The organism is Turicibacter sp. (genome assembly GCF_017941855.1).
GTDB classification, from domain to species: domain Bacteria; phylum Bacillota_I; class Bacilli_A; order MOL361; family Turicibacteraceae; genus Turicibacter; species Turicibacter sanguinis.
In genome coordinates, this window is the sequence record NZ_JAGAVR010000023.1 from 1 (window position 1) to 13,589 (window position 13,589).

General features: G+C 32.5%; 8 protein-coding genes. 7 read left to right on the plus strand and 1 reads right to left on the minus strand.

Features of this window, described 5'->3' with window-relative positions; all coding sequences use genetic code 11:
* Positions 1 to 233 precede the first annotated feature (233 nt).
* The gene (locus J6D32_RS03730) at positions 234 to 908 is read right to left on the minus strand and encodes a DUF624 domain-containing protein (RefSeq protein WP_006783978.1); all 675 of its coding nucleotides are present in this window, start codon (positions 906 to 908) and stop codon (positions 234 to 236) included.
* 262 nt (positions 909 to 1,170) lie between these two features.
* Between J6D32_RS03730 and J6D32_RS03735 the strand changes: the two genes are divergently transcribed.
* The 7 genes from J6D32_RS03735 to J6D32_RS03765 all read left to right on the plus strand — a co-directional run bounded on the left by J6D32_RS03735 (position 1,171) and on the right by J6D32_RS03765 (position 13,583).
* Positions 1,171 to 2,922 carry a sensor histidine kinase gene (locus J6D32_RS03735; protein WP_009606251.1) on the plus strand — a complete coding sequence of 584 codons (1,752 nt, stop codon included), beginning with the start codon at positions 1,171 to 1,173 and terminating at the stop codon, positions 2,920 to 2,922.
* A complete protein-coding gene (locus J6D32_RS03740; RefSeq protein WP_006783980.1) occupies positions 2,919 to 4,439 on the plus strand; it encodes a response regulator transcription factor in 1,521 nt (506 codons plus the stop codon). The genes J6D32_RS03735 and J6D32_RS03740 overlap by 4 nt, the downstream gene beginning before the upstream one ends.
* A gap of 196 nt (positions 4,440 to 4,635) precedes the next feature.
* Complete coding sequence (locus J6D32_RS03745) at positions 4,636 to 5,589, plus strand: ABC transporter permease (RefSeq protein WP_006783981.1); 954 nt, start codon at positions 4,636 to 4,638, stop codon at positions 5,587 to 5,589.
* A 19-nt stretch (positions 5,590 to 5,608) separates the two neighbouring features.
* The gene (locus tag J6D32_RS03750) at positions 5,609 to 6,619 is read left to right on the plus strand and encodes a carbohydrate ABC transporter permease (protein ID WP_006783982.1); all 1,011 of its coding nucleotides are present in this window, start codon (positions 5,609 to 5,611) and stop codon (positions 6,617 to 6,619) included.
* Between the two features lie 503 nt (positions 6,620 to 7,122).
* The gene (locus tag J6D32_RS03755) at positions 7,123 to 8,415 is read left to right on the plus strand and encodes a glycoside hydrolase family 125 protein (RefSeq protein ID WP_006783983.1); all 1,293 of its coding nucleotides are present in this window, start codon (positions 7,123 to 7,125) and stop codon (positions 8,413 to 8,415) included.
* A gap of 24 nt (positions 8,416 to 8,439) precedes the next feature.
* Positions 8,440 to 11,133, plus strand: a complete 2,694-nt coding sequence (locus J6D32_RS03760; protein ID WP_006783984.1) for an alpha-mannosidase — start codon at positions 8,440 to 8,442, stop codon at positions 11,131 to 11,133.
* Positions 11,134 to 11,213: 80 nt separating this feature from the next.
* Positions 11,214 to 13,583 carry a chitobiase/beta-hexosaminidase C-terminal domain-containing protein gene (locus J6D32_RS03765; RefSeq protein ID WP_006783985.1) on the plus strand — a complete coding sequence of 790 codons (2,370 nt, stop codon included), beginning with the start codon at positions 11,214 to 11,216 and terminating at the stop codon, positions 13,581 to 13,583.
* Positions 13,584 to 13,589 lie beyond the last annotated feature (6 nt).

Below are 13,589 nucleotides of genomic sequence, written 5' to 3' on the forward strand. Positions count from 1 at the left end.
ATACAGCAACTAAAGGATGCGGTGTAATGAAAACTGATGATCAAACGATTATATTAAATCCAGAAGAAACAGTCTATTTACCAAAAGGAATTAAATATACAATTGAAGGTAACTTAGAATTAATTAAAACATGTTAAAAAAATGGGACTGAAAATGATTAGCTTTCAGTCCCATTTTTATTAGAGAATCCAAAAAAGCCTTGATTAGAAATGAGAATCAAGGCTTTTTTAAATTTAGTTGTTAGAGATGGTTTCTAATTCTTCTATTAGGAATCGATTTGAAAAGACAAATAAGAAAGCAAGTAAACTAGTAATAAATAAGAAAGTCACAGCAGGGCTGATTTCAAATAAAACTAGCGCAGCAAGGAAAATTAGAATATTGGTTATGGCGAGTAGTGGTTTTTTAAAAATAAGAATGAGTGCATTTCTTAAAATATTTAATGCATTATTTGAAAATAGACTAATGAGTAATGAAATAAACGGTGTCATTAATAATAGGATAATTAAGAGTCCTAAGAATAAGCAACTAACAATGGTATTATTATAAGCTGACTTGAAGAAAACAATATTTGAGTATAAAGCAAAGATAAAAATTAACTCAACAAACCAAATGAGTAAACTTTGTTTAAAGTTAAGCAAGAACCCTTTTTTAAAATCAGATAGGAGATTAAATCCTTTATTTTTTAATAGTTTACGCATACAGTAAACTAGAATGTTAAATGCAGGCATTGTTGGAATTAAGCAGAGTAAAAATAAAGGTAGATAAGTGGAAATCTTGCTGATTCCAACCAATAAGAAAAATAGAATAATAGGTATATTTAAGAGCATAAAAAGTAAGTTCAAGACAAGGAATGAAAAAATATAATTACAAATATCAAACAATTTATTAAAGTTGAAGTATTCTGACATCGTTAATCCCCCTTTTAATCATCACCATAATCAGTATTGTAAAAAAAATCAAACGTTTTCAATACTGTCATAGGAAAAATATACTCATTTATCGTAGAATTTAATAGTGTATTTTTCATATTTTTGATTTAAAAATTATAGAATGTTTAGATAATGGAAAAAATAGCGCATACAAAAAAGGATGACAAATAGATAGAATATCTTTAAAATATAAATTGGGTACCACTAGGTATAGCTAAAAGCATATAAAGGAGGGGGAGATATGCTAGCTAAAAAATCGATGCTATACAATAACTTATTTTTAACTTATTCATTAGTTATCATTTGTTTGATAGGGGGGTTCGATCTTTATTTAATTAATTATGTGGTGTCTGAAAGTAAAAGTAACCGAATATCATTAGGGGAACAGCTTGGATATAACGCCAATGAACTACTCAAAGAGATTGAAAACTCTAATAAATTCATTGTCAGTTCAATGTATTACGATTATATGTTATCGAATGATATCATTTATTTTCTAAATAATCATTCGAATGATTATTTAAAAAATAAATTAGATAGTTTCTCAGGCAGTAATCATTTTACCTATAATGGTGTTGAAAGGTTTGTGGCCAGTGCATTTATTTCGAATAATAAGGTAGAAAATATTATATTTTTAAGTGAAAAACTGAATGAAGTTAGATCATTTAATCATGATAATCAGATTTATATTGAAAAAATAGAAAATTATGAGACAGTGATTCAGAAGTTACCGGAACTTTTTTTCTCGGAAAATAAACTGTATCACGTGAACTCAATTAATAATCCAGATACATTAGTAGAAGAAGGAAAATTAATTGTGGTTTACGATTTATCTGAAGTGAATAATATTGTTGCGAAGTATGGAGCTAATTATAATCTTTGTATTTATGATGAACAGTATCAAACGGCCTATCTCCCTGAAGACAAGTCAGAAGAGCCATCAAAGGAAAGTTTATTAGCTTTGAGCGACTTAAAAGAAGGAGAAGAATATAAAATTCCCGGAAATCATCAAAGTTTATTTAAAACTAAATTTTCTGATGAGTTAAGTGTCATTACGGCAATCTCAATGCAAAACTTAATTGAAGCGCCACAGATTTTTTATTCATCGATACTTTTACTTGATTTATTTTTAATCTTTGTTAGTGCAGTCATTTTAAAGTGGAAATTAGAAAAATTGACAAGAAGGACAGATGCTATCCTAGAGGTGATGGAGGAAGTTAAAGAAGGAAATCTTAAAGTTAAAATTCCAATTGGAGATGAAATGGATGAAATTAGCTATATCTCACAGAATTTTAATGAGATGTGTAGTGAGCTCGATCGCTATATTAATAAAAGTTATTTAGCTGAAATTAATCAAAAGAAAGCGGAGATGATTGCTCTCCAAAATCAGATTAATCCCCATTTTTTATATAATACGCTAGAGTGTATTCGGATGAAGGCTGTTTGTAATGGGGATAAAGATGTCGGGAAAATGTTATATAATTTATCCTTTTTATTTAGAAAACAGGTTAAAGATCATAATTTTATCACTTTAGAAAGTGAACTTGAGTATTGTACTCGTTACATGGAAATCTTTAAGTTTAGGTATCGTGAGAAATTTGATTTTAAGATTAATTGTCCAGATGAATTACTAGATAATGAAATGATCAAATTTGCGATACAACCCTTAATTGAAAATTATTTTATGCATGGAATTAAATTGGAAGAGACTAATAATTTTATTGAGATTAATGTCAGTAAAGAATCTGAGAATATTAAAGTTATCATTGATGATAATGGAAAAGGAATCCCACCAGAGAAGTTAACACAGCTCAATGAAAGTCTGACAGGTGAATTATGCAGAAATACAGCGAATCAATCCATAGGAATTATTAATGCTCATGCACGAATCGTTGGAGCATATGGTGAAGGTTATGGAGTTCAATTAGATAATAATAGTAAGGGTGCAAGGGTCGTCATTATGATTCCTTGCAAAAGGGGGCCTAATGTATGAAAAAAGTTATGTTAGTTGATGATGAAATTTTTATTACGGAAGGATTAATGTCAATTATTGATTGGAAAGCACTAGGGCTTGAAGTCGTTCAATCTGCTGAAAATGGTGAAGAAGCGATTAGAAAGTTTAAAGATAATCCAGTCGATATTATTGTAACAGATATCAATATGCCAGTTAAAACAGGCTTAGAGTTAGTTCAAGAAATTAATGAGATGGGCAAGAAGGTAAAATTCATTCTCTTAAGTGGTTATGATGAATTTGCCTATGCTAAAAAAGCAATTGAATATGGGGTTGAAAATTATCTTTTAAAACCAGTTGATGAAGAAGAATTAGAAGTAGCGTTAAAAAAATTAGTAGATAATATCGCGAAGGAGAAAGAATTTATTAATAGAGGGTTAGATAAAACAGGAAAGTTACTAGCCTTTTTAAATGGAAAGTATGATGTGAAAGAAGTCATTGGAATAAAAGATGATATGTATGTTGATTTTTATAAAGAAAAATATACGGTCACGAATATTTTCATTAATGGTAAAAAGGATAAAGAGGTATATATTAATATTAATCCGATTGTTGAGTCAGTGTTTAAAAGTCAGTGTGAAGTGTTGTATCAATTTGATGGGCAAATTATAGTGATTAATAGCTGGGATAAAGAGAAGACTGATGATGAAATCTTAGAGGAGTATCGAGAACTAAGAGATTTACTGCAAACTGAGCTAAAGTATGATATTTTCATTTCAGTAGGATCAAGTGTCAATATGATTGATGATTTACGCAAAAGTTATATGGTGGCTAAAAAGTTGAAGAAGTATATGTTGACTGAAGGGATGAATCGTGTTGTTAACGAAAAGATGATTTCGGTTATTAAACATAAAGATGTGAAGTTTAGGGATGAAATCGAGCAAATCAATAAGTTAATGATTGAAAAAAATAGCGCAGCGTTAAAAGTTTACGTTGATGAAGTTTTTGAGAATAAAGAATTAACGCCTAAGAATATTTATGATTTTTCAATTAAGGTTGTTTTGCTGATGGATAAGGTTAAAGAAGAGTTTAAGGTGGATAAAAAATACACACGAGAAAGTTTGAGTGATACGATTATTGAGTTATGTCATGAGAATACGCGAGAAAGTATTAAGACATTTATTTTAAGTGAGTTAGACGAGTTTATGGAAGTGATGACACAGGATACGATAAAGTATAGTCCTGTTGTGCAACAAATCGTGAATACGATTAATGAGAGATACTATGAAGAACTAAGCTTAAAAACATTGGCATATCAATATAACATTAATAGCTCTTATTTAGGACAAATTTTTAATAAGGAAGTTGGATGTTCATTCTCGGATTATTTGAATAAAACGAAGAATATGAAAGCTAAGGAGCTCATTTTAGAAACGAATATGAAAATTAATGATATTGCTAAGGAAGTTGGCTATACAGATTCAAGTTATTTTTATCGTAAGTTTAAAAAGTTCTTTGGTGTCTCACCATCGACGTTAAGGGAAATGAAAAACTATTAATAAATAAAGCTAGAGGTTTTAGAGGCAAGGAATTCAATTTTTTGCTTTGTTAAAATCTCTAGCTTTTTTTAATCAAATTTGTTACGAACTAAAATTAGTACATTAAACCTAAGAATTTTCATCTATTAAACTAAATTCTATATATGGTATATTTTAATCAAGCCAGATAAGCGTTTACATAGGAGGGGGATAGAGTATGGCCGATGAAGTAAAAGTTAAAAAGAAAAACTCTAGATGGAAAAAGTTCAAAGATAACAAGGAGTTATTAGGCTTGACAATACCTGGAACACTTTGGTTTATAGCGTTTGCTTACTTACCTATGTTCGGAATCTTAATAGCATTTAAAGATTGGAGAATTCATGGTGGATTCTTTGAAAGTTTAATTAAGAGTGAATTTGTAGGATTAAAGAATTTTGAGTTCTTATTTAAAAGTACTGATGCATGGGTTATTACTAGAAATACAGTAGCTTATAACTTAGTTTTCATTGTTTTAGGGATTGTACTTCCAGTAACGTTAGCTATTTTACTTAAAGAGTTACTAAATAAAAAATTATCTAAGTTTTATCAGAGTGCGATGTTCTTACCATATTTCTTATCATGGGTTATCGTAAGTTACTGTTTATACACATTCTTAAGTCCTGAAAAAGGATTAGTAAATACGATGTTAAGATCATTTGGACAAGACGGAATCTCTTGGTACACTGAGGCGAAATATTGGCCGTTCATTATTATCTTTATGAGTCAGTGGAAAGGAATTGGATATGGAACAGTTGTTTATTTAGCTTCAATTTGTGGAATCGATAAATCATTATACGAAGCCTCAATGATTGATGGAGCTTCAAAATGGCAACAGGTTAAATACATTACCATTCCATTATTAAAGCCAGTTATGATTATCATGTTCATTACAGCAGTAGGTGGAATGTTTAGATCAGACTTTGGATTGTTCTATCAATTACCTAAAAACTCAGGGGCGTTATATCCTGTTACAAACGTTATCGACACGTATGTATATCGTGGATTAACAAACTTAGGAAATATCGGTATGAGTTCAGCTGCAGCTTTATATCAGTCATTTGTTGGATTAATCTTAATTCTTGGAACAAATGCTATTGTTAGAAAAGTAGACGAAGAGAATGCATTCTTCTAAAAAAGGTGGTGTATTAAAGATGGAGATTATCAAAGAAAATAAATTTCAACAACAAGAAGAGGTAGTTCTTGAAGAAAAAAAATCATTTTTCAAAAGAATCTTTTTAGCAAAAGATGAGGAGAAAAATAAATTCAATTCAATTTCAAAACCAGCTAATATTGCGCTAAATATTTTATTTGGGGCGCTTGCGGCAATGTGTATTATTCCATTTATATTTGTTATCATCATCTCTTTTACCAGTGAACAAAGTCTTCAAATGAATGGATATAAATTCTGGCCAGAAGAGTGGAGCTTAAATGCTTATAAATATATCTTTGGAGCTGGAGGAACAGGGCCTCAAATATTTAAAGCATATGGAATTACAATTTTAGTTACCATTAGCGGGACTTTACTTGGTCTTGTTATTATGACAAGTTTTGCTTATGCTTTATCAAGAAAGAACTTCGCTTATCGAAAATTCTTTACAAAACTAATTTTCATCCCAATGTTATTCTCAGGGGGGATGGTAGCTTCATACCTTGTAAATACACGATTCCTTGGAATTAAAAATACGTTATGGGCATTAATCCTACCTATTTGTGTTAGCTCATTCCACATTATCATTTTAAGAACGTTCTTTAAAACAACAGTTCCAGATGCTATTGTTGAATCAGCTAAAATTGATGGGGCTTCAGAACTTACGGTATTTACACGAATTGTATTACCAATATCACTTCCAGCCATTGCAACAATTGGATTATTCTTAACACTAGGATTTTGGAATGACTGGTTCAATGCGATGCTTTATATCGATAGAAGTGCATTAGTTCCGCTACAATATTTATTAATTAAGATTGAGGGAACAATGGAATTCTTAGCTAATAATGCTGCTATGCTTGGAACGGATGGGGTAAGTGTAGCTAACAATTTACCAAAAGATACAGCAAAAATGGCCATTGTTGTAATCACAACATTACCAATCGTATTTGCGTATCCATTCTTCCAAAAATATTTCGTAAGTGGACTTACAGTAGGGGCAGTAAAAGAATAGTTAGAAGTCAAATACATTAAATCGCCCTGTTTAAAATAGCATGATAAATTAAAATCCTAGTTGCTTAGCCACTAGGATTTTAATTTTTAATATTCTAACTTTTATGATGCTTCATAGATAAATGAAATGGTTAGGAAAGGATTTTTACGTACTAGTCTATTGTGTAATCCAGCCATTTAATATTTTTTATTCAGTTTTAAATTTCAGACATTGGAATCTCATACAAACAGAAAAATAATTCATAAATTTATATTTAATCCCTTTTATCATTAAGATGGATTAGAAGTCTTCTACGTGTAAAAAGCTTATTTAGACTAATATATGTTTTGTACACTATATGTAGAATAAAGCAAGTTGAAAATAAATGATAGCGGTGTTATTGTCTAACTAGAAGATTAAAGAAGATAAAGATAAAAGTTTTCATGTGAGAGGGGCTATTTCAGGTGATAGAAATTCGCTATTAGCAAAGATGAAAACTTTAAATATAGGAAAGGAAGAGTAGGATGGAAAAACAATTACCACAATCAATGCAAAATCTAATTAAACAGGTGGAAGAGAAATTAGGGGATGATCAACAGTTAATTCAAATGTTTAAAAACTGTTATACGAATACGTTAGATACGACAGTTAAAAAGATGGATGATGGAACGACGTACGTTATTACAGGAGATATTCCGGCCATGTGGTTACGAGATTCAGTTTGTCAATTACGTCCTTATTATGTTTTAGCGCAAGAAGATCCTGAAATTACAAAATTAATTGAGGGATTAGTTCGCCGTCAAATGATGTATATTTTATTAAACCCTTATGCAAACGCTTTTAATGAGGCTGATAACGGGAATTGTTGGGAACAAGATGAAACTGATATGTCAGGATGGATTTGGGAAGCAAAATACGAAATTGATTCATTATGTTTCCCGCTACAAATGGCGTATCTATTATGGAAAAATACTGGAACAACTTCTCACTTTGATGAGACATTCAAAGAAGCAGCTTATAAAATTCTTGAAGTTTGGCGTACAGAGCAAGATCATGAAAATCAATCGCCTTATCGCTTTGTTAGAAAAGATTGCTACTACACAGATACATTATCACGTGATGGTAAAGGGGCATTAGTTAAGTCAAACATTGGTTTAACATGGTCAGGATTTAGACCAAGTGATGATGCGTGTATGTATGGTTATTTAATTCCATCTAACATGTTTGCGGTTGTTGTTCTAAATTACTTAGTTGAAATTGCAACTGAAATTTTAAATGATGAAAAATTAGCAGCAGAAGCGAAAGCTTTAGCGGTTGAAATTCGTGAAGCAATTGAAACGTATGGAACGATTGAACATTACAAGTTTGGAAAAGTTTATGCTTATGAAGTGGATGGATTTGGACAATACAATTTAATGGATGACGCGAATTTACCAAGTTTATTATCAATGCCTTATATCGGCTATGTGAGTGAAGAGGATGAGGTCTATCAAAATACACGTCGAATGATTTTAAGTGAAGCGAATCCTTACTTCTATAAGGGAACAGCTGCACAAGGAATTGGAAGTCCACATACACCGATTAATTATATTTGGCATATTTCATTAGCAATGCAGGCTCTTACATGTGAAGATCAAGCCTATAAAAAAGAATTATTGGAAGTGATTAAGCGCACGGATGGTGGAACAGGTTTAATGCATGAAGGATTTAATGTGGATAATCCAAATGAATATACACGTGAATGGTTCTCATGGGCAAATGCCATGTTCTGCGAATTAGTTTTAGATTATTGTGGATATAAAGTAAAAACAAAATAGGGATTGAATAAAAAGGAGAACGTTATGAAAACAGCGCATATTATTTCACATAGTCATTGGGATCGTGAATGGTATTTACCATATGAAAAGCATCACATGTTATTAATTGAATTTATGGATACTTTAATTAATACATTAGAGACGGATCCCGACTATAAAAGTTTCCATTTAGATGGACAAACCTTACTGATTGAAGATTATTTACAAGTTCGACCAGAAAATAAAGAACGTTTAAAAAAATTAATTGAAGCTAAACGTATTCATGTCGGACCTTGGTTCATCCTTCAAGATGAGTTTTTAACAAGTAGTGAAGCAAATATTCGTAACTTACAAATGGGGCATGACTTAGCTCGCGAGTATGGGGAAGTTTGTAAAGTTGGATATTTCCCTGATTCTTTTGGAAATATGGGACAAGCGCCACAAATTTTAAAAAAGGCTGGAATTGAAACAGCAGTTTTTGGGCGAGGTGTTAAACCAACAGGATTTAACAATGAGGTCAGTGATAATGATGCTTATGAATCACCTTATTCGGAAATGTATTGGGAATCAGAGGATGGTTCAAAAGTATTAGCTATTTTATTTGCGAACTGGTACAGTAATGGGCTTGAAGTTCCGGTTGATAAAGAAGAAGCTAAAAAATATTGGGAAAAAAAATTAGCAGACGCAACGAAATATGCAAGTACCCCACATCTTTTATTTATGAATGGATGTGACCATCAACCGGTTCAAACGGATTTATCACAGGCAATTAAAACGGCTCAAGAACTTTATCCAGATGTAGAATTCAAGCATTCGAATTTTGAAGAATATATTGAGGCACTTCATGAAAAATTAGCAGATGATATGACGACGATTACAGGAGAGCTACGTAGTCAACAAACGGATGGATGGTATACATTAGCTAATACTGCTTCCGCTCGCATTTATATTAAACAAATGAATGCTAAGTGCCAAATGATGCTTGAAAAAATGGCTGAACCGTTAGCAACGATTGCGCATAAAGAAGGAAAACCATATCCACATCATTTATTTAAATACGCATGGAAATTGCTAATGGAAAATCATCCTCATGATAGTATTTGTGGATGTAGTGTCGATGAGGTACATCGTGAAATGGTGACTCGTTTTGAAAAAGTGCAGTCGGTTGCTAAACATATCATCGATGAAAGCATGGATTATTTAGTTAGCCAAATAAATACAATGGCATTCAAAAAAGAAAATCAAGAGGTTAAACCATTTGTCATTGCAAATACAAGCGGATGGAATCGTTCAGGCGTTGTTGAAACAGAACTTGAAGTCGCTAAAATGTATTTTAGCGAGGGACCAGTTGTTGAAGTAGTCAAACAAATGCATGAACGCCAACTTCCAACGTATGAAGTGGTCGATGTGCATGGAAATAAAATTCCAGCTACCATTGAAGTTTTACCGAATGCTTTTAATTACGACTTACCAAAAGATCGTTTCCGCCAACCATACATTGCAAAACGTGTCAAAGTGACCTTAGAAGTTCAAGAAATTCCGGCATTTGGATATGAAAGTTTCGCACTTGTAGAGACAAAAGAAGTAAAAGAAGGAGAATCTTCTTTAATCCAAGAGAATTTAACAGTTGAAACACCATTTATGACGGTTCACTTTAATGAAAATGGATCATTACGTATTTTCGATAAAGCAACAGAAAAAACATATGATAACTTCGGAATATTTGAAGATTGTGGAGATATTGGAAATGAATACATTCACTTCATGCCAAAAGATGATACGCCAATTACAACACGCGAGAGTGTGGCAAATATTGAAGTAGTTGAAGATCAATCTTATCGTACGGTAGTAAAAGTTAGTCACACGTTAATGATTCCATCAAAAGCAAATGAAATTTTAGATCAAGAAATTCAAGACTTAGTTGAATTCAAATACCGTAAAGCCTCACGAGGAGAAGAACTGATTCCATTTGAAATCGAAACGTTATACACAATTGAACGTCAAAATCGTGTGATTAAAGCTGTGACTAAATTCAATAATCAAGCCCTTGATCATCGATTACGCGTCTTATTTGAAACGAATATTGACACACCATATCACTATGCAGACTCAATTTTTGAGGTTGCAAAACGTGAAACATTCCCACATGCTGTATGGGAGAATCCATGCAATGCTCAACATCAACAAGCCTTTATTAATGTTCACGATGAAACAGCCGGAGTGACGATTGCAAATAAGGGACTTAATGAATATGAAGTGTTAGGTCAACAATCTAATACGATTGCTGTGACATTACATCGTGGTGTTCGTGAATTAGGTGACTGGGGAGTATTTTTAACACCAGATGCTCAATGTTTAGGAGAGCATGAAGTAGAATTTGCAATTATTCTTCATGGAGATGCTAAGTCACGTTATCAATCTTATACAGAGGCTTACCAATATCAAGTAGATTGGCTAAGCGCAGGCCTTCCAGTACAAGAGGGGGCATTATCATCAACCTATCAGTTTTTAAAAGGAGAATACTTAGAGGTTGTTCCATCTGCTTTAAAGGTTTCAACTTCAAATAATGAACTCATTACAAGATGGTATAACGTTTCGAATGAAGAAGCGATGCTAAAATTAGAAACTGAGGATACCTTATACAAAACGGATTTATTAGAAGAAGAACACTTAGAAAAAACTACAAGTGAAATGAAGTTACATAAAAAAGAAATTTTAACACTCGCACATTTATCATAATGACATTAAAAAATAGAAGTATTTCAAGTAAGAAATACTTCTATTTTTAAAATCATGAGAATTGAGGGGAATCAGTTTGTATGGAGCATGTAGCCATTGTTAATATTTATAATTTTATTCGAAAAACAGTTTATCCATCAGGCCAGTTTGTGAAAGAGGAGCTTGAAACTGTTTTGTATGAGATTGAAGAAACGAAACGTTATGGCTTTTCGGCCACTTATGCGTTAAAGTATGATGCATTGATGGATGAAAACTATGTGGCGCTCTTAAAAGATAACTTAGATGAGTTTGATGAAATCGCCTGCTGGTGGGAAATCGATGAATCACTAGCCAGTAAAGCTTCGGTTAAATGGAAAGGTGAAACACCAGTTGATGACCATGTGAATAAAGGCTATTCATTAGCCTATACAAAAGAAGAACGTATTAAAATGGTTGATGTTTACATGGAAGATTTTAAATCTATCTTTGGTTATTATCCGAAAACAGTTGGATCTTGGGTAATAGATATTGTCACGTTAAAACATTTTAAAGACAAGTATCAGATTGAAGGGGCAGCGATTTGTCGCGATCAAATTGGGACTGATGGTTTTACGTTATCAGGAGGATATTATAACCAGGCCTATTATCCAAGTTTATTTAATGAATTCATGCCAGCTCAAACGAAGGAGCATCAGTTAGATTTACCAATATTCAGATTGTTAGGCGCTGATCCGATTTATGCCTTTGAAGATGGAATCAGAAAATCAGTCTGTGGTGTTTATACACTCGAGCCTGCTGCTACCATTGCTCAAAATAGAGATTGGGTGGAGTGGTTTTTTCAAAGGCAAGTGATGGAAAGTACGATTGGATTTTCATATGTTCAAACAGGACAAGAAAATACGTTTTTATGGGATACGATGTCAAAAGGATATGAGCTTCAAATGAAACATCTAGCTGAAATTGAAGAACCTTATCAGTTAAGAATTCAAACGTTAGCTGAAAGCGCCGCTTGGTATAAACGAAAATATCAGCTAACACCGGTCACAACCTATGCGGCCACAAAAGATTGGAATACCGAAGAGAATTTAAAAACCCTTTGGTATAATAGTCGTTTTTATCGATTAAGTTTCCTTTTTGAAAATGGCAGCTTAATTATTCGAGATTTACATCTCTTCAATGAAAACTATCGCTCACGCTATTATGAAGACGTCTTAACGGAAGAAGAAAGTATTTTTGATACGCTACCTGTTGTGGATGGGCATCAATTTAGTACAGATGACGTTCGAGCAAAAATTCAGTTCTTTGAGCTCAAGTCTCAAGGATTACTAACGGAACTTGAAGGGAATCCAATTCGTTTCGAGAAATTAAATGATTGTGATTACCGAATCACCTGGCTATTAAATAATGGCATAAGCGTCTTGATTACGTGTGAAGAAAATAAGCTTCAGATTAAAACGAATCAGGCGTTTGAACATTCAAGAATTTTATTAGCCATGAAATATTGTCCAGTTTTAAAAGGGATTAAAAACAATGTTTTCAATTTCACACATGAACAATTTGATTATTCTTTGTTTGTAGATCAAGGTGAAATTTTAAATTTAGCTGACTTTGATTTAGCCATTGCCTCAGAAAATGAAGGGTTAGAAATGAGATTTAGTGAACAGCAGTCTTTAGTATCGCAAGCTTTTTTAAATTCAAATATGATTGAGGATTATACGCCTCGAAATAAACAAAATCATTTTATGAAACGAGCATTCAAACCGGTCATTGATCCTAAAGTATCATTAACAGGAATTTATGAATCGGAAGTTTTTAGGATTAAAAATCCTAATAATGAAGGTCAAATTTATTATACGTTAGATGGGACACCTCCAACCAAACAGTCCTTACTTTATCAAAAACCGATTGTTTTAACACAGGAAGGGCAGATTAGGGCTAAAATCTTTGTTGATGGAATGAAGGAAAGTGTGGAAGAAGATGCGGGCTATTTCCAGTCTCAACCGATTAAAAAGATTAAAGGACAAACATTACCGGTGGAGATAAAGAAATATAATCCAAATGGAGTAGAGACGTTAATTGATGGTAAAAAAGGAACAAAGGATTATCGAGACGGTGCATGGCTTGGCTATCATGATGATTTAGATGTTGTGGTAGATTTAGAAAAGGCAACACAGTTTAATCAAATAACAGTAGGCTTTTTACAAGATACTCGTGCCTGGATTTATTATCCCAAAGATGTTTTAGTCGAGGGGTCACTTGATGGGATAAACTTTGAGATAATCGAGATGATTAATTGTGATGAATCGATTGAAAGAAAAGAGATTGCCGTCACAAATATTCAGGTTCAAAAAGCAATGAATTACAGGTATATTAGAGTTTTTGCTAAAAATCAAAGAGTGTGTCCACCGTGGAGCATTTTGCCAGGTGAGGGGCCAACATTCTTATTTGTGGATCAGATTTCAATTTTATAAAAGGGG